The sequence below is a fragment of the Tabrizicola aquatica genome (assembly GCF_002900975.1).
GTDB classification, from domain to species: Bacteria; Pseudomonadota; Alphaproteobacteria; order Rhodobacterales; family Rhodobacteraceae; genus Tabrizicola; species Tabrizicola aquatica.
The window spans coordinates 836,223-859,769 of record NZ_PJON01000001.1; the positions used below are offsets into that span (position 1 = coordinate 836,223).

General features: G+C 66.6%; 26 protein-coding genes and 3 tRNA genes. 18 read left to right on the top strand and 11 right to left on the bottom strand.

Annotated elements, in window-relative coordinates; translation table 11 throughout:
- Nucleotides 1–99 precede the first annotated feature (99 nt).
- Entirely contained in the window at nt 100–1,329 is a 1,230-nt protein-coding gene (gene hemA, locus CXR42_RS04060) for a 5-aminolevulinate synthase (protein WP_103257014.1), read from the bottom strand.
- Between the two features lie 191 nt (nt 1,330–1,520).
- On the opposite strand from hemA, the gene CXR42_RS04065 reads away from it, so the two are divergent.
- Nucleotides 1,521–2,894: a M20/M25/M40 family metallo-hydrolase gene (locus CXR42_RS04065; RefSeq protein WP_103256202.1), complete on the top strand. Its 1,374-nt coding sequence runs from the start codon at nt 1,521–1,523 to the stop codon at nt 2,892–2,894.
- Nucleotides 2,894–3,334: a GNAT family N-acetyltransferase gene (locus CXR42_RS04070; protein WP_103256203.1), complete on the top strand. Its 441-nt coding sequence runs from the start codon at nt 2,894–2,896 to the stop codon at nt 3,332–3,334. Before CXR42_RS04065 ends, CXR42_RS04070 begins: the two co-directional genes overlap by 1 nt.
- Here the strand turns inward: CXR42_RS04070 and CXR42_RS04075 are convergent.
- The 6 genes from CXR42_RS04075 to CXR42_RS04100 all read right to left on the bottom strand — a co-directional run bounded on the left by CXR42_RS04075 (nt 3,331) and on the right by CXR42_RS04100 (nt 7,030).
- A complete protein-coding gene (locus CXR42_RS04075) occupies nt 3,331–3,555 on the bottom strand; it encodes an RND transporter (protein ID WP_103256204.1) in 225 nt (74 codons plus the stop codon). The two genes, CXR42_RS04070 and CXR42_RS04075, sit on opposite strands and share 4 nt — an antisense overlap.
- 74 nt (nt 3,556–3,629) lie before the next feature.
- Nucleotides 3,630–3,986, bottom strand: a complete 357-nt coding sequence (locus CXR42_RS04080) for a hypothetical protein (RefSeq protein WP_103256205.1) — start codon at nt 3,984–3,986, stop codon at nt 3,630–3,632.
- Between the two features lie 99 nt (nt 3,987–4,085).
- Nucleotides 4,086–4,162 (bottom strand) — tRNA-Asp (locus CXR42_RS04085).
- Nucleotides 4,163–4,552: 390 nt separating this feature from the next.
- Nucleotides 4,553–4,629, bottom strand: a tRNA-Asp gene (locus tag CXR42_RS04090).
- 82 nt (nt 4,630–4,711) lie between these two features.
- Nucleotides 4,712–5,647: a pirin family protein gene (locus tag CXR42_RS04095; protein ID WP_103256206.1), complete on the bottom strand. Its 936-nt coding sequence runs from the start codon at nt 5,645–5,647 to the stop codon at nt 4,712–4,714.
- Between the two features lie 177 nt (nt 5,648–5,824).
- Nucleotides 5,825–7,030: a cytochrome b/b6 domain-containing protein gene (locus CXR42_RS04100; protein WP_103256207.1), complete on the bottom strand. Its 1,206-nt coding sequence runs from the start codon at nt 7,028–7,030 to the stop codon at nt 5,825–5,827.
- A gap of 154 nt (nt 7,031–7,184) precedes the next feature.
- Between CXR42_RS04100 and fabD the strand changes: the two genes are divergently transcribed.
- From fabD to CXR42_RS04115, 3 genes are all read left to right on the top strand, one after another.
- Entirely contained in the window at nt 7,185–8,114 is a 930-nt protein-coding gene (gene fabD / locus CXR42_RS04105; protein WP_103256208.1) for an ACP S-malonyltransferase, read from the top strand.
- 9 nt (nt 8,115–8,123) lie between these two features.
- Nucleotides 8,124–8,861, top strand: a complete 738-nt coding sequence (gene fabG, locus CXR42_RS04110) for a 3-oxoacyl-[acyl-carrier-protein] reductase (RefSeq protein ID WP_103256209.1) — start codon at nt 8,124–8,126, stop codon at nt 8,859–8,861.
- Nucleotides 8,862–9,036: 175 nt separating this feature from the next.
- Complete coding sequence (locus CXR42_RS04115; RefSeq protein WP_103256210.1) at nt 9,037–9,270, top strand: acyl carrier protein; 234 nt, start codon at nt 9,037–9,039, stop codon at nt 9,268–9,270.
- A 215-nt stretch (nt 9,271–9,485) separates the two neighbouring features.
- On the opposite strand, the gene CXR42_RS04120 is transcribed toward CXR42_RS04115, so the two are convergent.
- Nucleotides 9,486–10,061, bottom strand: a complete 576-nt coding sequence (locus CXR42_RS04120; protein ID WP_103256211.1) for a YceI family protein — start codon at nt 10,059–10,061, stop codon at nt 9,486–9,488.
- 301 nt (nt 10,062–10,362) lie between these two features.
- On the opposite strand from CXR42_RS04120, the gene rpsF reads away from it, so the two are divergent.
- The 5 genes from rpsF (at nt 10,363) to CXR42_RS04145 (ending at nt 13,804) form a co-directional block, all read left to right on the top strand.
- A complete protein-coding gene (gene rpsF, locus CXR42_RS04125; protein WP_103256212.1) occupies nt 10,363–10,815 on the top strand; it encodes a 30S ribosomal protein S6 in 453 nt (150 codons plus the stop codon).
- Between the two features lie 20 nt (nt 10,816–10,835).
- Nucleotides 10,836–11,063 (top strand): 30S ribosomal protein S18, encoded by a 228-nt coding sequence (gene rpsR / locus CXR42_RS04130; RefSeq protein WP_103256213.1) that lies wholly within the window; start codon nt 10,836–10,838, stop codon nt 11,061–11,063.
- Nucleotides 11,064–11,075: 12 nt separating this feature from the next.
- Entirely contained in the window at nt 11,076–11,645 is a 570-nt protein-coding gene (gene rplI, locus CXR42_RS04135) for a 50S ribosomal protein L9 (RefSeq protein WP_103256214.1), read from the top strand.
- A 92-nt stretch (nt 11,646–11,737) separates the two neighbouring features.
- The gene (locus CXR42_RS04140) at nt 11,738–12,796 is read left to right on the top strand and encodes a nucleotidyltransferase family protein (RefSeq protein WP_342749197.1); all 1,059 of its coding nucleotides are present in this window, start codon (nt 11,738–11,740) and stop codon (nt 12,794–12,796) included.
- Between the two features lie 63 nt (nt 12,797–12,859).
- Nucleotides 12,860–13,804, top strand: coding sequence for a DMT family transporter (locus CXR42_RS04145; RefSeq protein ID WP_180995963.1), 945 nt, complete (start codon nt 12,860–12,862; stop codon nt 13,802–13,804).
- Nucleotides 13,805–13,826: 22 nt separating this feature from the next.
- On the opposite strand, the gene tig is transcribed toward CXR42_RS04145, so the two are convergent.
- Together tig and CXR42_RS04155 are read right to left on the bottom strand one after the other, a co-directional pair.
- Nucleotides 13,827–15,161: a trigger factor gene (gene tig, locus CXR42_RS04150; protein ID WP_103257015.1), complete on the bottom strand. Its 1,335-nt coding sequence runs from the start codon at nt 15,159–15,161 to the stop codon at nt 13,827–13,829.
- A gap of 146 nt (nt 15,162–15,307) precedes the next feature.
- Nucleotides 15,308–15,392, bottom strand: a tRNA-Leu gene (locus tag CXR42_RS04155).
- A gap of 176 nt (nt 15,393–15,568) precedes the next feature.
- Here CXR42_RS04155 and CXR42_RS04160 point away from each other — a divergent pair.
- Entirely contained in the window at nt 15,569–16,051 is a 483-nt protein-coding gene (locus CXR42_RS04160; RefSeq protein ID WP_103256217.1) for a Hint domain-containing protein, read from the top strand.
- Here the strand turns inward: CXR42_RS04160 and CXR42_RS04165 are convergent.
- Nucleotides 16,048–16,998, bottom strand: coding sequence for a LysR family transcriptional regulator (locus CXR42_RS04165; RefSeq protein WP_103256218.1), 951 nt, complete (start codon nt 16,996–16,998; stop codon nt 16,048–16,050). The genes CXR42_RS04160 and CXR42_RS04165 overlap by 4 nt on opposite strands.
- 93 nt (nt 16,999–17,091) lie before the next feature.
- Between CXR42_RS04165 and CXR42_RS04170 the strand changes: the two genes are divergently transcribed.
- Genes CXR42_RS04170 through CXR42_RS04200 form a run of 7 tightly spaced genes read left to right on the top strand, consistent with a single transcriptional unit; the run spans nt 17,092 to nt 23,439 of the window.
- Nucleotides 17,092–17,991: a dioxygenase family protein gene (locus CXR42_RS04170; protein ID WP_103256219.1), complete on the top strand. Its 900-nt coding sequence runs from the start codon at nt 17,092–17,094 to the stop codon at nt 17,989–17,991.
- 11 nt (nt 17,992–18,002) lie between these two features.
- Nucleotides 18,003–18,968, top strand: a complete 966-nt coding sequence (locus CXR42_RS04175; RefSeq protein ID WP_103256220.1) for a VOC family protein — start codon at nt 18,003–18,005, stop codon at nt 18,966–18,968.
- Nucleotides 18,965–19,615, top strand: a complete 651-nt coding sequence (locus CXR42_RS04180; protein ID WP_103256221.1) for an alpha/beta hydrolase — start codon at nt 18,965–18,967, stop codon at nt 19,613–19,615. The genes CXR42_RS04175 and CXR42_RS04180 overlap by 4 nt, the downstream gene beginning before the upstream one ends.
- Nucleotides 19,612–20,673 carry a maleylacetate reductase gene (locus CXR42_RS04185; protein ID WP_103256222.1) on the top strand — a complete coding sequence of 354 codons (1,062 nt, stop codon included), beginning with the start codon at nt 19,612–19,614 and terminating at the stop codon, nt 20,671–20,673. Before CXR42_RS04180 ends, CXR42_RS04185 begins: the two co-directional genes overlap by 4 nt.
- An 18-nt stretch (nt 20,674–20,691) precedes the next feature.
- Nucleotides 20,692–21,966, top strand: a complete 1,275-nt coding sequence (locus CXR42_RS04190; RefSeq protein ID WP_103256223.1) for an ABC transporter substrate-binding protein — start codon at nt 20,692–20,694, stop codon at nt 21,964–21,966.
- A 46-nt stretch (nt 21,967–22,012) separates the two neighbouring features.
- A complete protein-coding gene (locus CXR42_RS04195; RefSeq protein WP_103256224.1) occupies nt 22,013–22,735 on the top strand; it encodes an ABC transporter ATP-binding protein in 723 nt (240 codons plus the stop codon).
- Nucleotides 22,735–23,439 (top strand): ATP-binding cassette domain-containing protein, encoded by a 705-nt coding sequence (locus CXR42_RS04200; RefSeq protein ID WP_103256225.1) that lies wholly within the window; start codon nt 22,735–22,737, stop codon nt 23,437–23,439. Before CXR42_RS04195 ends, CXR42_RS04200 begins: the two co-directional genes overlap by 1 nt.
- Nucleotides 23,440–23,547: the final 108 nt, after the last annotated feature.

Sequence of the window (23,547 nt, forward strand, 5' to 3'; positions counted from 1 at the left end):
GCGTCCCTACGGTGTAGCCGCCCCACCGTGCGACTCACTCACTTTTCGTATTGGCGAAACGGTAGCATAGGACAAGGGCTTTTGCACACGCAGTATGCCCTATGCGACGGCCTCGGCGCGATTCAGCGCACAGTGGCTCCACAAGCCGTCCATCGCCCGGACCAGCCGGTCGATCTGGTCCGGCCCATGCACTGGCGAGGGGGTGAAGCGCAGCCGTTCCGTGCCGCGCGGGACGGTGGGATAGTTGATCGGCTGCACATAGATGCCATGGTTTTCCAGCAGCATGTCCGAGATCAGCTTGCAATGGACGGGGTCGCCGACATGAACCGGCACAATATGTGTGCCGTGGTCGATGATCGGCAGGCCCATCGCCTTCAACCGGGCCTTCAGGATCCGCGCCTGGGTCTGGTGCTTGTCACGCAAGGCGCGCCCGCCCTCGCCCTTCAGGAAGCGGACCGAGGCCGCCGCACCGGCCGCCACGGCCGGCGGCAGGCTGGTGGTGAAGATGAAGCCCGGCGCATAGGACCGGACGGCGTCCACCATCTTCGCACTTGCAGCAATATAGCCGCCAAAGACGCCATAGGCCTTGGCCAGCGTGCCGTTGATGATGTCGATCCGGTGCATCTGGCCGTCGCGTTCCGCAACCCCTGCCCCGCGCGGGCCATACATGCCGACGGCATGGACCTCGTCTATATAGGTCAGCGCGCCGAATTCCTCGGCCAGATCGCAGATTTCCGCGATGGGACCAAAGTCGCCATCCATCGAGTAGATCGATTCGAAGGCGATCAGCTTCGGCGCCGCCGGATCGTCCTTGGCCAGCAACGCGCGCAGGTGCGCCACATCGTTGTGCCGGAAGATGCGCTTTTCCCCCGCGCCGCGGCGGATGCCCTCGATCATCGAGTTGTGGTTCAGCGCGTCGGAATAGATGATCAGCCCCGGAAAGATCGCCCGCAGCGTCGAGAGCGTGGCGTCATTGGCGACATAGGCGCTGGTAAAGACCAGCGCGGCCTCTTTGCCATGCAGGTCGGCCAGTTCCGCCTCCAGCCGCTTGTGCCAGACCGTGGTGCCGCTGATGTTGCGCGTCCCGCCCGACCCCGCCCCGGTCGCGTCCAGCGCCTGGTGCATCGCCGCCAGAACCTCGGGGTGCTGGCCCATGCCCAGATAATCATTGCCGCACCAGACGGTGATGTCCTTCTGGCTGCCGTCGGGCCGCGTCCAGACCGCATGGGGGAAATGGCCCTGCTTGCGCTCGATGTCGATGAAGGTGCGGTAGCGGCCTTCGTCGTGCAGGCGTTGCAGGCTGGCCTCGATGGCGGTGCTGTAATCCATGGCGTCCTCGGTCCGGTTTGCGACAGGCTGCCAGCCCGCCTGCAATCGTGCCTTGATTTCGGTCAAGCCCGTGCCCGGGCCAAGGGGGCGAATTGTCGCCCCGGCCCCTGTCTTAACGCAGGCCGCCCGCTCTGGACAGTCCCCCGCCGCCTGATAGGCTGCACTTTGATCACATTTCCCGGAGCCCCCCGATGACCCTTGATGCCGTGCTTGCCCGCATCGACGACACCCTGCCCCAGGCGCTGGACCGGCTGATGGAGCTGTTGCGCATCCCCTCGATCTCGACCGACCCGGCCTACAAGTCCGACTGTGCCCGGGCGGCCGACTGGCTGGTCAACGACCTGGAAACGCTGGGTTTTCAGGCCCGCGCCGCCGCGACACCCGGTCATCCGATGGTCGTGGGCCACGGTGGCGAAGGCGCGCGCCATATCCTCTTTTACGGCCACTACGACGTGCAGCCGGTCGATCCCCTGGACCTTTGGGACCGCCCGCCCTTCGACCCGCAGGTGCAGGACACCGCCAAGGGCCGGGTCATCCGCGGCCGTGGGTCTTCCGACGACAAGGGCCAGCTGATGACCTTTCTTGAGGCCTGCCGGGCCTGGAAGGCTGTCCACGGCAAACTGCCCGGAAAGCTGACGATCTTTCTGGAGGGAGAGGAGGAATCAGGCTCGCCCTCGCTGATTCCCTTCCTGGAAGCGAACCGCGCCGAACTGGCCTGCGACCTGGCGCTGATCTGCGACACCGGGCTTTATGACGAAAAGACCCCGGCGATCACCACCATGCTGCGGGGCTTGGCGAAGTCGGAATTCACCATCCGCGCCGCCAACCGCGACCTCCATTCCGGCATGTATGGCGGCCTCGCGCGCAACCCCTTGCATGTGATGGCCAAGCTCTTGGCCGCCCTGCATGACGACACCGGCCGCGTGCAGGTGCCGGGCTTCTACGACGATGTGGCCGAACTGCCCGACACCTTGCGCCAACAGTGGCAGGCGCTGGCCTTCGACCATGCCGCCTTCCTGGGCGATGTGGGCCTGTCGATCCCCGCCGGCGAGCAGGACCGCACGCCCCTGGAAATGATCTGGTCCCGCCCCACGGCCGAGGTGAACGGCACCTGGGGCGGCTACAACGGCGCGGGCTTCAAGACCGTCCTGCCCTCCGAGGCCCATGCCAAGGTCAGCTTCCGCCTGGTCTCGCAGCAGGACCCCGCCAAGATCCTGCACGCCTTCCGCGCCTGGGCGGCAGCCCAGATCCCCGCCGATTGCGAGATCGTCTGGCACGACGGCATCGACGGCGCGCCGGCCAGCGTCATGGAAATCGGCGACCCCGCCTTCGAGGCCAGCCGTCAGGCCCTGACCGACGAATGGGGCAAGGCCGCGGCCTTCATCGGCTCGGGCGGGTCGATCCCGGTCGCGGGTTATTTCAAGACGATCCTTGACATGGATGCGATGCTGGTCGGCTTCGGCAAGGACGACGACAACATCCACTCACCGAACGAAAAGTATGATGTGGAAAGCTTCCACAAGGGCATCCGCTCCTGGGCCCGCATCCTGGCGCGGATCGCGTGATGGTTGAGGTTCGCGACGCAACCCATTCGGATGAAAGCGATTTCCGCCGACTTTGGCAGGGGTTCTGCGACGGATACGGCCTGACCCTACCCGCCGAGGTCACCGATTTCACCTGGGTCCGCCTGATGGACCCGGCCAACCCCCTGACCGCGCGGCTGGCCTGGCTGAACGGCCGGCCGCAGGGCTTTGCCATCCACCAGCACCACCCCTCGACCTGGGTCCTGGGCGATGACGGCTATCTGGAAGACCTTTACGTCGCGCCCGAAGCCCGCGGTCAGGGCCTTGGCCGCGCGCTGATCGAGGATCTGGTTGCGATCGGCCGCAGCAACGGCTGGCGCCGCCTCTACTGGTTGACCGAGATCGAGAACGCTACCGCACGCCGCCTTTATGACCAGTTCTGCGACAATGACGGCCACATCCGCTATCGCATGACGCTTTAGCGGGATCGCGTGGCGGCCATGCGACCCAGCTTGGCCGCCAACAGCAGCCAGGGCGCGCCATGCATCAACAGGTCGAAGATATCGACCGGCTGCACCAGCTGTCCCGCAACCAGCAGCTTCAGCTTTTCCCAGAGATGCGGCTCGGGCACGAAAGGGGCAAGGCCCAGCGTCAGCGCGGCGATCAGCAGGATCGACAGCGGAATCTTGTCCAAAAGCGCCATGTACGGTCCCCCGCGCGGATGGCCCGCGCCAATGGCCGGACCCATAGCCGCACCGCTGCGCCCCGGCAAGCCGGCTAGCCGCAGCGCGCCCAGGTGACTTCGCCCCCATCCGGGTAGACCAGGCGCAGGCTTTGCCCATCCCCCGCCAGCGTCATCACCGCCGACTCGGCCCAACTCCCGCCGCCGCCGCTGACGATCAGCGACACTTCCACCGTGTTCGGGTCGCCGGGCACCTCGATCAGGTCCGTCACCTCCATCGCCCCGTCGCCGCCCAGGATCGTGTCGCCCGCCACCTGCACCACCAGCGCCGAGTCGCAGGGAATCCCCTCGGGCGCATAGGTTCCGTCGAACTGGGGCGGCAGGCTGACGCCCCCGGCGAGAGCGGGTCCTGCGGCAAGGCCGAGGAGGGTGGCAAGAGACAGGCGCAGCATGTGTGACCTCGTGGCGATGGATGAACGCCTTGAAAGCACAATCACCCCGCGTCAGCGAGGCTGGAAACCATGACCATATCGGGACTTGGGGGGGGGAAGTGGCGCGGTGGACGGGGCTCGAACCCGCGACCCCCGGCGTGACAGGCCGGTACTCTAACCAACTGAGCTACCACCGCGCGATGGGGGCGGGATAGTGCGTCGCGCCCGGGGCGTCAAGCCGGAAACCGCAGCCCGGGCCGGCGTTTCCGTCGCCCTCAAAAGATAGGCGTCAAGATATGCTCTGCCCGCCGCCCGCGCGCCACACCGGAACTCCCGTAGGGTGCGTGATTTCACGCACCTCCTGCCGGCCAATCGCGCAGCGATTGCGTCACGCGTGCCCGGGCGCCGCAGGACCACCAGGAAACCCTGTGCGGTGATCCGCTGAAAACCAAGCGCCCCGCTGCACCGCCCCCGCCGCAAACACGCTTAACGCTTCCTGAACGCCCACGGGCAAACCCTTGAAACCAAAGCAGTTCGGGACGTGTCCAGCGTGGACACATCCCGAACAACTGCATCAGGGGGAAGGATGGCGCGGTGGACGGGGCTCGAACCCGCGACCCCCGGCGTGACAGGCCGGTACTCTAACCAACTGAGCTACCACCGCGCGATCTTTCGTCCGGTTTCCCGAACGTGGGGGCGTGATACTGAACAGCTTTGCCGCCGTCAATGGCCCCCGATGCGAAATTTCACCGCTCCGGCGCGGGGATGAATTCGCCGTCGTCCGAGGGCGGCAGGCGGAAGCGACCGTGCTGCCAGTCCCCGGCCCGCCAGGCCTCGCGCGCGGCGTCGATCTTCTCGCGCGAGGAGGCGACGAAGTTCCACCAGATGAAGCGCGGCCCATCCATCGTGGCCCCGCCCAGCAGCATCAGCCGCGCCCCCCGGTCACCCGCGCGGACCGAGACCCGGTCGCCGGGGCGGAAAACCAGCATCCGGCCGGCCTCGAAAACCTGCCCGGCACAGGTGACGTCGCCGTCCAGCACATAGACCCCGCGATCCTCGTGATCGTCGGGCAAGGGAATCGCCGCACCGGGGGCAAGGCGGGCATCGGCGTAAAAGACCTCGGAGGGCATGGCCAGCGGCACCTCCTCGCCCCAGGCGTGACCCAGGATCAGGCGGACCTCTTTCCCCTCGCCCTGCAGCTCGGGCAGCGCCTCGCGGCCAAGATGCAGAAAGCCGGCCTGGTCCTCCTCGCGATCTTTCGGCAGGGCAAGCCAGGTCTGCAGGCCGAACATCGACAAGGGCGCCTGCCGGGCGGGACCATCGGTCCGCTCGGAGTGGGTGATCCCCTGCCCCGCCAGCATCCAGTTCACGGCCCCAGGCTCGATCCACTGGTCGGTGCCCAAGGAATCGCGGTGGTGCAGTCGGCCCCTCATCAGATAGGTCACCGTGCCCAGACCGATATGTGGATGCGGGCGCACGTCGATGCCTTGGCCGGTCAGGAACTCGGCCGGGCCCATCTGATCGAAGAAGATGAAGGGCCCGACCATCTGCCGCTGGGCCGAAGGCAGCGCGCGGCGCACCTCGAAACCGCCAAGGTCGCGGGCGCGGGGGACGATGACGGTCTCGATCGAATCGACCTGGTCACCGATCGGGATGGATGCGTCGAGCAGCGGGTTCCACATGGCGATCTCCTTTGACGGAAAGGTAGGGTCCGGGGGCGCGAAGTGCATCCCGGCCAGGCGCGCGGGGGCTGTGCGGGGGTGAACAGCGGCGGGACGGTGGGCAGATTGCCCACCCTACTCCCGCGCGGCGCGTCAGGTGCGGGAAAGGGTGTAGGGTGGGCGATCCGCCCACCCTGTTTACTGCGGGCGGCGGGCGGTCAGTTCGACCCGCACCACCACCGGAAACCCGACCGAGGCCTCGTCGCCATAGCTTTGCCCGATCCCGAACTCGCGCCGGTCCAGCGTGGTCTCGCCGCGCATCACCGCGACGTCGCCGTCCAGGGTAAGCGTGAAGGGCAGCCGCACCGGCCGCTCGACGCCGCGCAAGGTAAGGGTGCCGTCAGCGACATAGCCTTCGCCCTCGGCCAGAAGGGGCGCACGAAAGACCGCGGTGGGATGGTTCGCCACATCGAAGAACTCAGGCTCCAGCGCCTGTTTCGTCACGCTGCCGAGCGTCAGGCTGGCCAGGTCCACGGTCACGGTCACCTCACCATATGCGCCACCCGTCGCGGCCTCGTCAAAGCGGATGTCGGCAATGAAACCCGCGAAACTGCCGGAAACCTCGGCCCCCATCTGGCGCACGCCGATGGCCAGCGTTCCGGCCTCGACCGTCCAGGCCCCGGCCTCGGCCGCAGCGGGTTCGGCCGGGAGCGCCACGGCGGCAAGGGTTTGCGTCTGCGGCACCAGCAGCGCCGCGATCCCGGCACCGGCGGTATAGACCACCAGCGCCAGCGCCAGCGGGGCCAGACGACGTTTGCCCGCCACAGGCTGATCGGGCGCAGCCACCCCGCGCAGCATCCGGCGCAGCGTGGCGTCGCGGTCGATGAAGTGGTGCTTCAAGGCCCCCGCGATGTGCAGAAGGATCGCCGCGGCCATCACCTTGGTGAAGACCCAGTGCACCGCCCCCGCCACCTGGGCCACCGCCTCGGACTGCGGGACAAAGGGCAGACCCTGACCAAAGGGCCAGAGAATCGGCGCAAATCCGGTCACGGCGGCATGATGCACCCAGCCCGACAGCGGCACGACCACCAGCGAAATATAGAGCAGCCAATGCACCATCCCGGCCAGCGTCAGCTCTCCCCGGCGTTCGGGGTGCAGCGGCGCGGGATGACGCTCGACCAGCGCCCAAAGGATGCGCGCGGCCCCCAAAAGGAAGGCCGCCACCCCCAGCGTCTTGTGGACCGAGAAGAGCTGCGCCTTCAGCGCCAGCGCCTCGGCCGTGTCATAGGGCAGCTGGTTGGCGATCACCCCAAGTGGGATTGCGGTCAGGATCAACAGCGCCGTCAGCCAGTGAAAGGCGCGGGTGACGGTGCCGAAACTTTGGGCCGTGTTGCGGGCGGGCATGGGGACCTCTGGCATTGGTTACTGCCAGACCATAGCAGAGAACACCCGCCCCCGGGCAGCGCGGGCTTCGCACAGGCCCTGTGCGGCGGGCGATTGCGCAAGGGCGGCGGGCGCGGTATCCCGGACCGCAATTGCACAGGATTTCGGGGGAACCATGAGCCGCGCATTCGTCTTTCCGGGCCAGGGGGCCCAGGTGATCGGCATGGGCCGCGCCCTGGCCGAGGCCTATCCCGCCGCAAGGGCCGTCTTCGACGAGGTCGACGCCGCCTTGGGCGAAAAGCTGTCCACCCTGATCTGGGAGGGCGACATCGCCGAGCTGACGCTGACCCAGAACGCCCAGCCCGCGCTGATGGCCACCTCGATCGCCGCGCTGCGGGCGCTGGAGGCCGAGGGGCTGGGGATGGAGCATGTGGCCTTCGTCGCCGGGCACTCGCTGGGGGAATATTCCGCCCTCTGCGCGGCGCAGGCGCTGACCCTGGCCGACACGGCGCGGCTGCTGCGCATCCGCGGCCAGGCGATGCAAGAGGCCGTGCCGGTTGGTGTCGGCGCTATGGCCGCCCTTCTGGGCCTGGACTTCGAGACGGCTGTCGCGGTGGCGGCTGAGGCGGCGCAGGGCGAGGTCTGCCAGGCGGCCAATGACAATGACCCCGCTCAGGTCGTGGTCTCGGGCCACAAGGCCGCCGTGGAGCGCGCGGTCGAGATCGCCAAGGCGCGCGGCGCGAAACGCGCGTTGATCCTGCCGGTCAGCGCGCCCTTCCACTGCGCGCTGATGCAGCCCGCCGCCCATGTCATGGCCGAGGCGCTGGCCGCCGTTCCGATTTCCAAGCCCATCGTGCCCGTCGTGGTGAACGTCCGGGCCGAGGCGGTGATGGAACCTGACCGGATCATGGACCTTCTGATCGCGCAGATCACCGGCTCGGTCCGCTGGCGGGAAAGCATGCTCTGGATGGAAAAGGCCGGGGTGACGGAATTCTGGGAAATCGGTGCGGGCAAGGCGCTGTCCGGGATGATCAAGCGCATCGCCTCGGGTGCTGCGACGCGGGCGATTGGCTCGCCGGACGATGTGGCCGCGGCCAAGGGATAGGAGAAAGCGATGTTCGACCTGACAGGCAAATCCGCGCTGGTGACCGGCGCTTCCGGCGGCATCGGGGCCGAGATCGCCCGCGCGCTGCATGGCGCTGGGGCCACGGTGGGGCTTTCGGGCACCCGGACGGAACCGCTTGAGGCGCTGGCGGCCGAGCTTGGCGCGCGCACCCATGTCCTGCCCTGCAACCTGTCGATCCCGGCCGATGTCGAGGGCCTGGTCAAGCGCGCCGCCGAGGCGATGGGCGCGGTCGACATCCTGGTCAACAATGCCGGGATCACCCGTGACGGGCTGGTGATGCGCATGTCGGACGAGGACTGGCAGGCGGTGATCGACGTGAACCTGACGGCGACCTTTCGCCTCTGCCGCGCTGCCGTGCGCGGCATGATGAAGGCGCGCTGGGGGCGGATCGTCAACATCTCGTCGGTGGTGGGGACCACGGGCAATCCGGGCCAGGTCAACTATGCCGCGTCCAAGGCGGGGATGGTGGGCCTGTCGAAGTCGCTCGCGGCCGAGGTGGCAAGCCGGGGAATCACCGTGAACTGCGTGGCGCCCGGTTTCATCGAGACGGCGATGACCGACAAGCTGAACGACCAGCAGCGCGCCGGCATCCTGACGGCGGTTCCGGCCGGCCGGATGGGCACGCCGCAGGAAATCGCGGCTGCGGTCCTTTACCTTGCGGCACCCGAGGCTGGCTATGTCACGGGCGCCACGCTGCACGTGAACGGCGGCATGGCGATGATCTGACCCAACCGCTCTGCGCCGCCGCCGGCGCAAGGTCAGGTTAAAGGGTTTGCCATGCGGCGCGACCCTTGCTATAGGCGCGGGAATTCGGACCGGGCGGCTGTCCGGGAAGGCAACCGCCCGGCAACGGGCAGATACTGTAAGGCCGGGGCAGCCCCGCCAGGATAGAGGAACGGACATGAGCGACATCGCTGATCGCGTGAAGAAGATCGTCGTCGAGCATCTGGGCGTCGAAGAGGACAAGGTGACGGAATCGGCCTCGTTCATCGACGACCTCGGTGCGGATTCGCTCGACACCGTGGAACTGGTCATGGCCTTCGAAGAAGAGTTCGGCATCGAGATCCCGGACGACGCGGCCGAAACCATCCAGACCTTCGGCGACGCGGTGAAGTTCATCTCGGAAGCCGCCTGAGGCATTTCTTCCCTTCACGGGACGGCAGGGCATCCTTCGGGATGCCCTTTCGTTTTGGCCGGGACGGTGGGCGGATCGCCCACCCTACGCCCATCACCTTGCCCACCCGTCAGGTCACCCGGTTCGGGCGTAAGGTGGGCGATCCGCCCACCCGGCCCCCAAAGCAAAGGGCCGCCCGCAGGTCGCGGGCGGCCCCTGTCATGCCATGGAACCGATCACTCGGCTTTCATCGCCTCGATCGAGATCTGGACCTGCACCTCGTCGCTGACGAAGGGCGCGAACTCGCCCAGGCCGAACTCGCTGCGCACCAGCGTGGTCGTGGCCGAGAACCCGGCCCAGGGCTTTGCCGCCATCGGGTGATCGCCGACCTGGTTCAGCACGGCGTCCAGCACCACCGACTTGGTCACGTCATTCAGCGTCAGGTCGCCGGTGATCTTGGCGGTGGTGTCGCCCGTCACCTCGATCGCGGTCGAGGTGAAGGTCACCATCTCTTCATCGGTCGCGCCGAAGAAGTCCGCCGACATGAAGTGATCAAAGCGCTCCTGCCAGCCGGTCAGCATGGTCTTGACCGGGAAGGACACCGTGACCGCCGAGGCCGCAGGGTTCGCCTGGTCGAACATGATCTCGCCGTTGAAGCCCGAGAACATGCCCCAGTTGGTCGAATAGCCCAGATGGTTGTAGCTGAACACGATCTGGCTGTGGCTGGCGTCCAGCGTATACTTCTCGGCCTCGGCGAAAGCGGGGGCGGCGGCAAGGACGGCCAAAGCGGCCAGGGTAGCGAAACGGGTCATGGGTCACCTTCATTGCAGGCCGGTCGGCCAGTTGACACTGCCTCAATGCCCGTGAACGCTGCGCTGCGGCAATTCGGCACGGCGGAAGGCTGACTGTTCGAAAATGAACAGCGACTGACGCGATTGTCATGTGCGGCGGGCCGGCCGAAACATCCCGCCCATTTTCCTTGCGCGCGCAGCAATCCCCTGTATAAGGCCGCATCCTTGCCGCATTACCCACGAACCGGCGATGCCTCTCGTGGACGGGCCGCGGCAAGGTCTGCCCGTCCTATGAAGCCGCCCTGAAACGAAGGAAGCCCGCATGCCTCTTTACGAGCATGTCTTCATCGCGCGCCAGGATCTGTCCAACGCGCAAGCCGAAGGCCTTATCGAACACTTCTCGACCGTCCTCGCGGACAACGGCGGCAAAGTCGTTGAGAACGAGTACTGGGGCGTCAAGACGATGGCCTACAAGATCAACAAGAACCGCAAGGGCCACTATGCCTTCCTGAAGTCGGACGCGCCCGCGTCGGCCGTTCAGGAAATGGAACGCCTGATGCGCCTGCACGACGACGTGATGCGCGTCCTGACCATCAAGGTCGACAAGCATGCCGAAGGCGTCTCGGTGCAGATGCAGAAGCGGGACGAGCGCGAAGACCGTGGCGATCGCGGCGACCGGGGTGGCTTTGGCGGCGAACGTCGCGAACGGCCCAGCTTTGGTGGCGACCGTGGTGACCGCGGCGAGCGTCCGTCGTTCGGCGCTCCGCGTCGTTGATCTGAGGAAAGGAATAGACCATGGCGAACAAGCCGTTTTTCCGCCGCCGCAAGGTTTGCCCCTTCTCGGGCGACAACGCTCCGGCGATCGACTACAAGGACACGCGTCTGCTGCAGCGCTACATCTCTGAGCGCGGCAAGATCGTCCCGTCCCGCATCACCGCAGTCTCGGCGAAGAAGCAGCGTGAACTGGCCCAGGCCATCAAGCGCGCCCGCTTCCTGGCCCTGCTGCCCTATGCCGTGAAATAAGGAGCACATGACATGCAAGTGATCCTTCTGGAACGCGTGGCCAAGCTTGGCCAGATGGGCGAAGTCGTCAACGTCAAGGACGGTTACGCCCGCAACTACCTGCTGCCGCAGGGCAAGGCGCTGCGCGCCAACGACTCGAACATCAAGTCGTTCGAGACGAAGAAAGCCCAGCTGGAAGCCACCAACCTGGAAACCCGCAAGGAGGCCGAAGCTGTCGGCGCCAAGCTGGACGGCCAGACCTTCGTGGTGATCCGTTCGGCATCGGATGCCGGTGCTCTGTACGGTTCGGTCACCCCGCGCGACGCCGCGGAAGCCGCGACCGAGGCGGGCTTCACCGTCGGCCGGACCCTGGTCGTCCTGGACAAGCCGATCAAGGACCTGGGCCTGCACACGGTTTCCGTGCGTCTGCACCCGGAAGTCACGGTGAAGATTCAGCTGAACGTCGCCCGTTCGGTCGAAGAGGCCGAGCTGCAGGCGTCGGGCAAGTCGATTGCCGAACTCGCCGCCGAAGCGGAAGCCGAAGCAGAGTTCGAAATCGCCGAGCTGTTCGACGAAATGGGCGCTGCCGCTTCGGACGAATAAGTCTTTCCCCTTCAGGGGTTTGGGAACCGCGTACGGGCAACCGGGCGCGGTTTTTCTTTGCAGCCAGCCATGTACAACAATCTTGATTTTTGTTGCACATCGCGTATGTACAACAAACGCAACAATTGTTGTACAAAATGCAGCGTCACAGTCTGATCGCCAACTCGGCATACCTAGACCTGCTCCGCAGCTTGCTTGATGAACAGGCTTCGACCCTTCGCGGCACACCGACCCGCGAAATCCGCAATGGTCGGGCCTATTGGTATGATGTCCATCGCGTCGGTTCGAGCGTCCGCAAAGCCTATATCGGCGAAGACACTCCGGACCTGTCCGAGCGCCTGACGCGGGCGTCAGTCCTTGCAAAAGAAAGGAAGGCGCGGAACCAGAAACGGACGGAGCTGGTCCGCACCCTTCGCGCATGCGGGATGCTTAGCACGGACGCGTCAGTCGGCTCTTTCCTCCTGACGATGGAGCGGCTGGGCGTGTTCCGGCTTGGGGGCACGCTTGTAGGAACCCAAGCCTTCCGACTTTACGAGGGAGAGTTGGGCATCCGCATCCCCGGAGAAGACCTGGCCCAGACAGGTGACATGGACATCGCCCAGTTTGAACGGTTGTCTCTGGCCCTGGGAGATGAAGTGGAGGCCCCGCTGGCCGAAGGGTTTCAGGCCCTGGACTTCGCCCAGGTGCCATCCCTTGGCAGCCGATCGATCTGGAAATGGCGACAGACCCGTTCCGACCTGCTGGTTGAATTTCTTACCCCCTCGTTCCGGCCTGAGGAGGACATCCGCGACCTGCCCTCCCTGGGGGTGGAGGCTCGGTCACTGCATTTCCTGAACTTCCTGATCGCGGGGCCGATCAAGGCGGTCGCGCTCTATCGCTCCGGCGTGCTGGTCCAGATCCCGCGCCCGGAACGCTATGCCGTCCACAAGCTGATCGTCGCGGATCGGCGGCGGGCTGGCGCAGACCAACTCAAGTCGCGCAAGGACCGGGCCCAGGCCGCCCTCCTTGTCGAGGCACTGGCCGAGGACCGCCCCGATGAGTTGCGAGAAGCCTACGAGGACGCGATGACGCGCGGGCCACAATGGCGGGCCCATATCGGCGCGACGCTGGCGCGGATGCCCGAGACGGCGCAAAGGATTGCCGCGCTTTGACAAGGCGCTGTCGGGCACAGGACAGCCGGGCGGGCGGCATAGCCTAGCGTCCGGCAGATGCGCATGTCAGCCACCACCCAAGGCATCCTGGCCCTGACCACGGGAATCGCGGTCTTTTCCGTGCAGGATCTGATCCTGAAACAGCTTTCCGGCGACTATCCGCTGCATCAGGCCATGGTCCTGCGCAGCCTGGTCGCCCTGCCCTTTCATCTGGCCATCGTCTGGTGGTTCGACGGCCGGCTTTCCACCATCACCACGCCGGGCTGGCCGAAGATGCTGGCGCGCGGGCTGTTGGGCTTTGTCGCTTATGCCGCCTATTATCTGGGCCTCGCCAGCTTGCCGATGGCCGAGACGGTGGCGCTGTATTTCACCGGGCCGCTGTTCATCACCTTGTCCGCCGCGCTGTTTCTGGGCGAACGGGTCGGCTTCGGCTCGGCCATGGCGGTGGCGGCGGGATTTGCCGGGGTGCTTCTGATCGTGAAACCGGGCAGCGAGGGGTTTGACCTGGCCGCCCTGCTGCCGGTTCTGGGCGCCCTCGGCTATGCGCTGGCCATGGTCGCCGCGCGCCCCCTGGGCCGGACCGAGACGGTGGCGGCGATGGCCTTCTGGGGTAACCTGTGTTTCCTGTTCTGCGCGCTGGCCTTGTCGGCGGTCTATGGCACCGGGACATATGCCGGGGCGGCGCATCCGTCTCTGGCGTTCCTGACCCGGCACTGGGTGATGCCGGATGCGACCGACCTTGCCCTGATGGCCGCCTGCGGCGTGATCGCGGCATTCGGCCTGACGCTGCTGACCCATTCCTACCGCATCGCGCCCGCCCCCAGCGTCGCGCCGTTCGAGTACAGCTTCATGTTCTGGGCCGTGCTTTGGGGCTGGCTGGTCTGGGGCGACTTCCCCGATAGCTTTGGCTGGCTGGGCATTGCGGTGATTGTCGCCGCAGGTCTGGTGGTGATCCGCGCGCCGTCAGCCCCTGCAAGCGAAAAGGCCGCACCCGAAGGCGCGGCCTGATCCTTCTGCCCTGGCGGGCAGATTACATTTCGTCCAGCGCCTCGACGGCCTTCTGAAGCTTCTCTTTCGAGATCTCCTTGTCGGTCACCTTGGCCTGGGCCACGATGTGATCCACGACCTTGTCCTCGAAGATCGGCGCGCGCAGTTGCTGCTGCATCTGGGCGTTCTTCTGCACGAATTCGAAGAACTGACGCTCCTGCCCCGGATACTGGCGGGCGGCGGCCAGCACGGCCTGGGTCATTTCGGCATCGGTCACGGTGACCTCGGCCTTGCGGCCGATTTCAGCCAGGAGGAGGCCCAGACGCACCCGGCGCTCGGCCAGCTTCTTGTGCTCGTCCGTCGGCTCGATCGCGCCGTGGTTGTGGCCGTGATCGTCCGGATGTTCTTCGTGATACAGCTGGTGGGCGATCTGGTTGGCTTCCGCCTCGACCAGGTTCGCGGGCAGGTCGAACTTGACCAGGCCGTCCAGCTGATCCAGCAGCGCGCGCTTCATCACGGCGCGGGCAGCGCCCTTGTATTCGGCTTCCAGACGCTCGGCGATCTGGGCCTTCAGCCCGGCCAGATCCTCGGCACCGAACTTCTTGGCCAGCTCGTCGTCGATCTCGGCTGCCTTCGGCTCTTTCACCGCTTTCACAGTGCAGGCAAAGACCGCAGCCTTGCCGGCAAGATGGGCAGCGCCATAGTTTTCCGGGAACGAGACATTCACCGAAACCTCGTCACCGACCTTCGCGCCGACCAGCTGGTCCTCGAACCCCGGGATGAAGGACTTGGAGCCCAGCACCAGCGGATAATCCTCGGCCGAGCCGCCCTCGAACAGCTCACCATCGACCGAGCCCTTGAAGTCGATCACGATCTGATCGCCATCCTTGGCCTTGGCGCCCTTCTTGCGGTCGTCGAAGGACTTGGCCGAACCGGCCAGATTCTCCAGCGCCTCGTCGATGGCCTTGTCGTCGGCCTTCACGATCAGACGGTCCAGCTTCAGCTTGCCGGCATCGACATCCGGGATCGGGGGCAGCGCGTCATAGGTCATCTCGACCACGACATCCTGGCCCTCTTTCCACTCTTCGCCGCCAACCATCTTCACGTCGGGCTGCAGCGCCGGGCGGTCGCCGGTCTTGTCGAAATGGTCGCGCATGGCGGCGTCGATGGCTTCCTGCATCGCGTCGCCCAGGATGCGCTGGCCGAACTGCTTTTTCAGGATCGCCAGCGGCACCTTGCCCTTGCGGAAGCCCTTGATCTCGACCTCGGGCTGCGCCTCCAGCAGTTTTTCCTGGACCTTCGCGTCCAGTTCGGCCGCCGTCACCGTGATGGTGTAGCCGCGCTTGAGGCCTTCGTTCAGGGTCTCGGTGACCTGCATGCTGGGGTGTCCTTCCTCGATCATTCGGGCGCCTGGGCGCAATAGTTCGCGAACGCGAAGGCTGTGCCCCGCGCTTTGTCGCGCGCCTTCTAGCAAAGCTTTCCCGCCGGTGTAAGGGGTAATTCGCGGCCCGCCAAAGGCCGTCGTGGTGCGGGTGGAGGGACTTGAACCCCCACGCCTTGCGGCGCCAGAACCTAAATCTGGTGCGTCTGCCAATTTCGCCACACCCGCACGGGTGCCCTTCTAGCAAAGCCGCGCGCCGGGGGCGAGAGGCAATCGCCGCCGCATTTCTGCCGCAGCCCCCGCCCCATCGCGCCACAACTGCCGCGAAAAAAGCAAAGCCGGACCGAAAGCGGGACACAAACCGCCCCTAGTCAAGGTCCAGTGGCAAGGCGTGGGTGGTTACCATGGAAGCAACGGCACGGCAGTTCGGGCGGGACGAGGACGGGGTGCAGCCCGTGGGTCTTTTGTCCGGGACGATGGTCCGCACGCTGGACGGCGTCCTCCCGGTCGAGTTTCTGGAGCCTGGCGACCGTGTCATCACCCGCTCCGGCGCGCGGCGGTTGGGATCGGTGTCGGTCTCCAAGCGCCGGGCCTTGGCGGTGGTGCGCTTCTCGGCCTCGACCCTGGGCCATGACCGGCCGGAACAGGACCTCCTGGTCGCCCCCGGCACCCCTATCGTGATCCGCGATTGGCGCGCGATGGCGGTCTATGGCACGCCCGTCGCCGTCCTGCCGGCCGAGCGTCTGGCCGATGGCGATCTGGTGCGGCTGGAAGTCCTGGCCGAGGCCCGCATCTTCACCCTGCGCTTCGCCGAGGATGAGGTGATCTGGGCCGAAGGTCTGGAAATCGCCTGCCCGGCGATGGAGACGGAAACCACCGCGCCCTAACGTCCCCAGACCACGGCATTCTCGTGCCGCTTGATCAGGTGCTTCAGGTCCTCGAACGCCGTCGTGATGTGCAGCGCAAAGCGGTCCGCCGCCTGTGACCGCGCGCTGCCCGACCGGCGCAGGATGCCAAGGCTGCGGTTCGGCTGCGGGATGTCCAGCGGCAGGACGGCGATCCGATTCTCTTTCCTCTGCGCAAAGACGACCGAGAACGGCAGCACCGCCAGCGCATTCGTTTCGGCCATGTAGTTGATCACGCTCATCAGGCTGCCGCCGGAATAGCGGATCGTCACCTCGGACATGCCGATGGTCAGCAGGATCGAGTGCAGGTCCGACATCAGCGGCGACCCGGGCAGCGGCGCGACCCAAGGGTAATCGGTCAGGTCCGACATTTGCAGCCGCCGCTTGCGCAGCAAGGGATGGCCGGTGCGGCAGGCCACGATATTGCGGCCGGGCAGGATTTCCAGAAACTCGAACCCTGGCCCCGCCTCGATCAGGCCCATCGGCACGATGCCCAGGTCGATCAGGTCATCTTCCAGCGCCGCCGCCAGGTCCGGCAGGTTGCCATAGCTTTGCTGGACCGTCACATCCGGCTCGATGTTCTGAAAGTCGGCGATCATCCGGCTGATCATCGCATCCATGAAGAAGGGCACGCCCCCCACCCGCACCAACCCCTTGGTGCCGGACAGGAACCCCTTGACCGTATCCGTCGCCCGGCGTGAGGCCGCCAGCATCGCCCGCCCATGCGCCGCAAGCTGCGCCGCCAGCGGCGTCGGCTGCAACGGCCGCTTGCCCTTGATGAACAGGGGCTGGCCGATCCGCGCCTCCAGCATCGCCAATGACCGGCTGACCGCCGGCTGGGTCTGGCCCAAAGCCTGCGCGCCACCGCTGATCGTACCGGCGTCCAGCACCGCCGCCAATTGCATGAGATGGGATTCGTTCAATTTCATACCAGGATGATATAGTAGCCCGCGCAATTTTCATTCAACAACCTGCATCCCGGCCGCATGTTTCTTCCTGCGGGAGGGGAGGCCCGCGCCAGGATGGACGGAACCGCACCCGAAACAGCGCAAAAGGACGTGCTGGGCGAGATCGGCCAGCGCCTTGCGGCCAGTTCCGGCGCCAGGTCCGACGGGCGCCTTGGCGCGGCCTTCCTGGCGATCATCGCCCGGGTGCATCAACTGGTGGACGAGTTGCAGCCCTCGGCGGCGGAGTTCCAGGCGGTCGTCGATTTCCTGACCGAGATCGGCCATGCCTCGGACGCGCGGCGGCAGGAATGGGTGCTGCTGGCCGATGTGATCGGCGTCTCGACCCGGGTCGAGGAGTTGAACACCCCCTGCCCCGAAGGTGCGACCCCCATCACCCTGCCCGGCCCCTTCTGGCGCGATGACGTGCCGGAACTGCCGCCCGGCGCCGACCTGTCGCGCGACGGGGTGGGCGAGGCGATGGCGGTTTCGCTCCACGTCACCGACCTTGCCGGCGCGCCCATTGCCGGGGCGCTGGTGGATGTCTGGCAGGCCAACGCGCACGGGCTTTACGAAAACCAGGACCCTGACCTGCAGCCCGAATTCAACCTGCGCGGCCGGATGCGTGCGGATGCCGATGGCCGGCTGCAGTTCCGCACGGTGAAGCCGCGCGGCTACTTCCTGCCCGAGGACGGCCCCGTCGGCCGCCTGCTGAACGCGCTGGGGCTGCGGCTGGAGCGCCCCGCGCATGTGCATTTCAAGGTGACCGCCCCCGGCTTTCGCACGCTGGTCACCCATGTTTTCGACCGGGACGACCCGGCGATCGGCCGCGACGCGCTCTTTGGCGTGCGGCCCGAACTTCTGGCCCAGTTTCGCGCCCTGCCACCCGGGTCGGCCGCGAAACATGCGCTGGATCTGACTTTGGTCCTTGTCCGCGATGGCCACGCGGGCGGGGCGACCCCTGAAACCCTCTCTTGAAAGGACACCAGATGGCCAAGGCACTTGTCAGCGGCTACCACCACCTCACCCTGTCCACCGACGGCGCGCAGGAGGATTTCGACTTCTACACCAAGACGCTGGGTCTCTACTCGATCAAGCGCACCGTGCTGTTCGACGGGACGATCCCGGTCTACCACCTCTACTACGGCTCCAAGCATGGTGAGGCGTCGACCATCATCACCACCTTCCCGTTCCGCAAGCCCGCGATCTACGGCCGGCGCGGGACGAACCAAAGCCGGACGATCATGCAGTCGATCCCGGTCGGGTCTTCGGACTACTGGGTCGACCGGCTGAATGGCAAGGGCGTCCCCGCGACCAAGACGACCCGCTTTGGCCTGACCCGCGTGGTCTTTGCCCATACCTGCGGCATCCCGCACGAACTGGTGGAAAACCCCGCCGATACCCGCCCCGCCATCGTGAACCCGGCGCAGGGCACCACCGAACAGACCGCCATCCGTGGCATCTACGGCGGCGGCATTGCGGTGTTCGACCTGGATTCGATGAACGAATTCGTCGAAGGCGGCGTGGGTCTGACGCTTGAGGCCAAGACCGACGAAGGCCGGATGTACTCCGTCCCCGACAACCTAGGCCCCCATTCCGTGGTCGAGATCCTGGAGGACCGCACCTCCAAGCAGGGCACCTGGATGCTGGCGGGCGGCACCATCCACCACATGGCGCTGAACACCGGGAACGAGGAAAACCAGTACGCCCTGAAGGCGCGGCTGGAAGGCATGGGCTTCACCGACGTCTCGGAACAGAAGGACCGCAACTACTTCAAGTCGATGTATGTGCGCTCCCCCGGCGGTGCCCTGTTCGAAATCGCCTGGACCGTGCCGGAAGGCTGGGCCAAGGACGAAGCACCCGATGCCATCGGCAAGTCGCTGGTGTTCCCGCCGTGGTTCGAGGATCGGCGCGCCGAACTGATGCAGGGCCTGGAAGAGGCCGCGTTCCAGTGACGCTTGACCTGCTGCATACCGGCACGGCCCTGGACAAGGCGCAGGTCACCTGCGTCCTCGTCCACGGCCGGGGCCAGTCGCCCGAGGCGATGCTGGACCATGTGGTCCGGCATCTGCCGCTGGACGGCGTGGCCTGGGTCCTGCCCCGCGCCCCTGGCGGCAGCTGGTATGCGGCCCGCGCCATCGACCCCTTGACCGACGCGACCCTGGCCGAACTGTCCACGGCGCTGGATGGTCTCGCCCGGATCATCGGCCAGGTCCGGCTGCAATCCGCCCGGCCCGTGGTGCTGGCCGGATTCTCGCAGGGGGCCTGCCTGTCGCTGGAACACGCCTTCACCGGCCACGACCCGGTTGAGGCCGTACTGGCCTTCACCGGATGCCGCGTTGGCCAGCCCGCCGACGCCCGGCCCCGTGCCCTGCCCCGCAGCCTGCCGGTCTATCTCTCGGGCGGCGATGCCGACCCCTGGATTCCGGTCTCGGCCTTTGCCGAAGCTGCTGCCGAACTTGGCACCCAGGGCGCGGCCCTGCGCGCCGACCTCTTCCCCGGCCGGGGCCACGAAGTCTCGCCCCCCGAACGCGCCATGCTTGCCGCAGTCCTGACCGCCCTCGCCCAAGACCGCCCCGTCACGCTGGAGGCCCCCCGATGACCCGCGCCTTCACCTTTCCCGGCATCACCACCCGCGTTGTCTTTGGCTCTGGCACCATCGCCCAGACCGCCGACGAACTCGCCCGCCTTGGCCATTCCCGCGCGCTGGTCCTCTCGACCCCGAACCAGGAGGACGACGCCCAAACCCTCGCCGACCGGCTGGGCGACAAGGCCGCCGGCGTCTTTGCCGGGGCGGCCATGCACACCCCGGTCGAGGTGACGGAACAGGCCGTCCAAGCCTTTCGTGCCATGGAGGCCGATTGCGTGATCTCCCTTGGCGGCGGCTCCACCACCGGCCTTGGCAAGGCCATCGCCGTCCGCACCGGCGCCGACCAGATCGCCATCCCGACGACCTATGCCGGCTCCGAGATGACCGACATCCTGGGCGAAACCGCCGGGGGCGAGAAGACCACCCGCCGTGACCCCGCGATCCGGCCCGAGGTGGTGATCTACGACGTCGACCTGACCCTGACCCTGCCGGTCGGCCTGACCGTCACGTCCGCCCTGAACGCAATCGCCCACGCGATGGAGGGCTTCTATGCCCCCGACCGCAATCCGGTGATCGAAGCCTTGTGCCGCGACGCCATGCGCGCCTTCAAGACGGCGATCCCCCGTCTGGTGCAAGACCCCACCGACCGCGACGCGCGGGCCGAGGCGCTTTTCGCCGCATGGTGCTGCTCTACCACGCTTGGCCAGGTTACCATGGCGCTGCACCACAAGCTCGCGCATGTCCTTGGCGGCAGTTTCGGGATGCCCCATGCCGAGACGCACGCCGTCCTGCTGCCCCATACCACCGCCTTCAATGCCGTGGCCGTCCCCGACCTTCTGGCCCCTATCGCCGAGGTGTTCGGCACGCCCACCGGCGCGGGCCTTTGGGACTTTGCCAAGGCGACCGGCGCGCCCCTGCGTCTGGCCGACCTGGGCCTGGCCGAGGCCGACCTGCCCCGCGCCGCTGAAATCGCGATGAAGAACAGATACTGGAACCCGCGCCCCTTCACCGAAGCCGACATCCGCAACCTCTTGCAGGCGGCCTTCACCGGCACACGCCCCGCAAGCTGACATAAAGGGAGGACTACCATGCTGACCAGACGGAAATTCCTGCGCAACTCCGCCGCGACGGGCCTGACGCTTGCCGCCTCGGGCCTTGCCGCCCCCGCCATCGCGCAAGGGGCCAAGATCAAGCTGGGCTATGTCAGCCCGCAATCCGGCCCGCTGGCCGGTTTCGCCGAAAGCGACGCCTACAACATCAACGCCTTCCTTGCGACCGAGGCCGGCAAGAACTTCGAGGTCATCGTCAAGGACAGCCAGTCCAACCCGAACCGCGCGGCGGAAGTGGCCAAGGAACTGATCGTCGACGACGAAATCGACCTGATGCTCGTCGCCTCCACGCCCGAGAATACCAACCCCGTCGCCACCACCTGCGAGGCGGAAGGGATGCCCGTCATCTCGACCAAGGCGCCCTGGCAGCCCTGGTTCATCGGCCAGCAGGGCAACCCCGGCGACCCGGCATCGTGGAAACCCTTCGACTTCGCCTTCCACTATTTCTGGGGGCTGGAGGATGTGATTGCCGTGTTCCTGAACATGTGGAACCAGATCCCCACCAACAAGGCGGTCGGCGGCCTCTTCCCCAATGACGGCGACGGCAATGCCTGGGGTGATCCGAACGTGGGCGTCGGCCCCGGCTTCGCGGCGCAGGGCTATACCCTGACCGATCCCGGCCGCTACCAGAACCTGACCGACGATTTCAGCGCCCAGATCAACGCCTTCAAGGCCGCCAACGCCGAGATCGTGACCGGCGTCGTGATCCCGCCCGACTTCACCACCTTTAGGAACCAGGCGATCCAGCAGGGCTTCAACCCCAAGATCATCACCGTCGCCAAGGCCATCCTATTCCCGCAGTCGGTCGAAGCCCTGGGGGAAGCCGGCCACAACCTGTCGTCCGAGGTCTGGTGGTCGAACACCCACCCGTTCTCCTCCTCGCTGACCGGCCAGTCGGCGGCGGACCTCGCGGCCGACTTTACCGCCCAGACCCAGCGCCCCTGGACCCAGCCGATCGGCTTCATCCACTCGCTGTTCGAAGTCGCGACCAACGTGATGGGCCGCGCCTCCGATGTGACCGACCGCGAAGGCGTCGCCGCCGCCATCGCTGCGACCAGCATGGACACGATGGTCGGCAAGATTGCCTGGGATGGCGCCGGCCTGCCCCCCTTCGCCGCGACCAACGTCTGCAAGACCCAGCTTGTGGGCGGCCAGTGGCGCCGGGCCGAGGATGGGAGCTTCAGCCTCGTCGTCGTCGACAACCAGACCGCACCGAACATCCCCACCGGCGGCGTGATGGAAGCCCTGGCCTGACACCGCGCGCCCGGCCTTCGGGCCGGGCGCCTTTCTGGAAAGACCGATGACCGATATCCTGACCCTCTCCGACGTCTCGAAAAGCTTCGGCGCCCTCAAGGTCACCGACAGCGTCAGCTTTTCCGTGCCCAAGGGCCAGGCGCTTGGCATCATCGGCCCGAACGGCGCGGGGAAATCCACGCTGTTCAACCTGATCACCGGCAATATCGCCCCCGATACCGGCCGCGTCACCCTGATGGGCCGCGACGTGACCCGCCTGCCCGCGATGGACCGCGTCCGCATGGGCGTCGGCCGCAGCTTCCAGATCCCCCAGCCGTTCGAGGGCCTGACCGTCTACGAAAACCTCGCCGTCGCCGCCAGTTTCGGCCAGGGCCGGGCCGAGGCGTCCGTCACCGCCGATTGCGTCCAGATCCTGCAGGATTGCGAGCTTCTGCACCGCGCCAACACCCCCGCCGGCGCCTTGTCCCTTCTCGACCGCAAGCGCCTGGAACTCGCCCGCGCCATGGCCACCGGGCCCGACCTTCTCCTCCTCGACGAAATTGCCGGCGGCTTGACCGAGGGCGAATGCAAGGCCCTCGTCGCCACGATCAAGGGCCTCCACGCCAAGGGGATCACGATCATCTGGATCGAACATGTCCTCCACGCCCTCACCGCCGTGGTCGAACGCCTTCTCGTCCTCGACTTCGGCCGGGTGATCGGCCTGGGCAACCCCGACACGATCATGGCCTCGAAAGAGGTGCGCGAAATCTATCTGGGGATCGAGGTCTGATGCTCCTGGAAACCCGCGCCCTCACCGCCGGTTACGGCCAGTTTAACGCCCTTTTCGGCGTCGATGTCACGCTGGACAAGGCCGAGACCGTCGCCGTCATCGGCGCGAACGGCGCCGGAAAATCGACCCTCTTGCGCTCCATCACCGGGGTGCTGCGCAACGCCCCCGACATGGTCCTGCACCGGGGCGACCCCATCGGCGCGCTGCCTGCCCATCTTGTCATGCAGCGCGGCATCGCCATGGTGCCCGAAGGCCGCAAGCTCTTCCCCTCGCTCACGGTCGAGGAAAACCTGCGCATCGGCGGCCAGGTCCGCCGCGCCCCCGGCCCCTGGACGCTTGACACCATCTACGACCTCTTCCCGATCCTGAAGGAAAAGCGCCAGATGCCCGGCACCGCGCTCTCAGGCGGCCAGCAGCAGATGGTCGCCATCGGCCGCGCCCTGATGTCGAACCCCGAGGTCCTTCTCTGCGATGAGATCAGCCTCGGCCTCGCCCCCGTGGTGATCCGCGACATCTACGCCGCCATGCCCCGGATCAAGGACCAAGGCACCGCCATCATCGTGGTCGAACAGGACATCGGCCGCGCGCTTGCCGTCTCGGACCGCGTCTACTGCATGATGGAGGGTCGCGTCACCCTGACCGCCCGCGCCGCCGAGGTCAGCCGCAGCGCCATCCACGCCGCCTATTTCGGAGAAGCGGCATGACCCTGCCAGCCTTTCACATTTGCCCAAATATCCTCCGGGGGTTTGGGGGTGGAAAACCCCCAACGACCGAGCCGTTGCGCGCCCTTCGCGCGCACAAGGCGAGACAAA

What these genes read in the sequence shown, in the direction of transcription:
- CXR42_RS04100 (WP_103256207.1), bottom strand. Translation starts at nt 7,030, where the DNA reads ATGCCCGCCCGCAACACGGCCCAAAGTTTCGGCACCGTCACCCGCGCC.
- CXR42_RS04170 (WP_103256219.1), top strand. Translation starts at nt 17,092, where the DNA reads ATGGACGGAACCGCACCCGAAACAGCGCAAAAGGACGTGCTGGGCGAG.
- CXR42_RS04190 (WP_103256223.1), top strand. Translation starts at nt 20,692, where the DNA reads ATGCTGACCAGACGGAAATTCCTGCGCAACTCCGCCGCGACGGGCCTG.
- tig (WP_103257015.1), bottom strand. Translation starts at nt 15,161, where the DNA reads ATGCAGGTCACCGAGACCCTGAACGAAGGCCTCAAGCGCGGCTACACC.
- CXR42_RS04080 (WP_103256205.1), bottom strand. Translation starts at nt 3,986, where the DNA reads ATGCTGCGCCTGTCTCTTGCCACCCTCCTCGGCCTTGCCGCAGGACCC.
- rpsF (WP_103256212.1), top strand. Translation starts at nt 10,363, where the DNA reads ATGCCTCTTTACGAGCATGTCTTCATCGCGCGCCAGGATCTGTCCAAC.
- fabD (WP_103256208.1), top strand. Translation starts at nt 7,185, where the DNA reads ATGAGCCGCGCATTCGTCTTTCCGGGCCAGGGGGCCCAGGTGATCGGC.
- hemA (WP_103257014.1), bottom strand. Translation starts at nt 1,329, where the DNA reads ATGGATTACAGCACCGCCATCGAGGCCAGCCTGCAACGCCTGCACGAC.
- CXR42_RS04195 (WP_103256224.1), top strand. Translation starts at nt 22,013, where the DNA reads ATGACCGATATCCTGACCCTCTCCGACGTCTCGAAAAGCTTCGGCGCC.
- CXR42_RS04160 (WP_103256217.1), top strand. Translation starts at nt 15,569, where the DNA reads ATGGAAGCAACGGCACGGCAGTTCGGGCGGGACGAGGACGGGGTGCAG.
- CXR42_RS04095 (WP_103256206.1), bottom strand. Translation starts at nt 5,647, where the DNA reads ATGTGGAACCCGCTGCTCGACGCATCCATCCCGATCGGTGACCAGGTC.
- CXR42_RS04115 (WP_103256210.1), top strand. Translation starts at nt 9,037, where the DNA reads ATGAGCGACATCGCTGATCGCGTGAAGAAGATCGTCGTCGAGCATCTG.
- rpsR (WP_103256213.1), top strand. Translation starts at nt 10,836, where the DNA reads ATGGCGAACAAGCCGTTTTTCCGCCGCCGCAAGGTTTGCCCCTTCTCG.
- CXR42_RS04065 (WP_103256202.1), top strand. Translation starts at nt 1,521, where the DNA reads ATGACCCTTGATGCCGTGCTTGCCCGCATCGACGACACCCTGCCCCAG.
- fabG (WP_103256209.1), top strand. Translation starts at nt 8,124, where the DNA reads ATGTTCGACCTGACAGGCAAATCCGCGCTGGTGACCGGCGCTTCCGGC.
- CXR42_RS04075 (WP_103256204.1), bottom strand. Translation starts at nt 3,555, where the DNA reads ATGGCGCTTTTGGACAAGATTCCGCTGTCGATCCTGCTGATCGCCGCG.
- rplI (WP_103256214.1), top strand. Translation starts at nt 11,076, where the DNA reads ATGCAAGTGATCCTTCTGGAACGCGTGGCCAAGCTTGGCCAGATGGGC.
- CXR42_RS04200 (WP_103256225.1), top strand. Translation starts at nt 22,735, where the DNA reads ATGCTCCTGGAAACCCGCGCCCTCACCGCCGGTTACGGCCAGTTTAAC.
- CXR42_RS04145 (WP_180995963.1), top strand. Translation starts at nt 12,860, where the DNA reads ATGTCAGCCACCACCCAAGGCATCCTGGCCCTGACCACGGGAATCGCG.
- CXR42_RS04165 (WP_103256218.1), bottom strand. Translation starts at nt 16,998, where the DNA reads ATGAAATTGAACGAATCCCATCTCATGCAATTGGCGGCGGTGCTGGAC.
- CXR42_RS04185 (WP_103256222.1), top strand. Translation starts at nt 19,612, where the DNA reads ATGACCCGCGCCTTCACCTTTCCCGGCATCACCACCCGCGTTGTCTTT.
- CXR42_RS04120 (WP_103256211.1), bottom strand. Translation starts at nt 10,061, where the DNA reads ATGACCCGTTTCGCTACCCTGGCCGCTTTGGCCGTCCTTGCCGCCGCC.
- CXR42_RS04175 (WP_103256220.1), top strand. Translation starts at nt 18,003, where the DNA reads ATGGCCAAGGCACTTGTCAGCGGCTACCACCACCTCACCCTGTCCACC.
- CXR42_RS04070 (WP_103256203.1), top strand. Translation starts at nt 2,894, where the DNA reads ATGGTTGAGGTTCGCGACGCAACCCATTCGGATGAAAGCGATTTCCGC.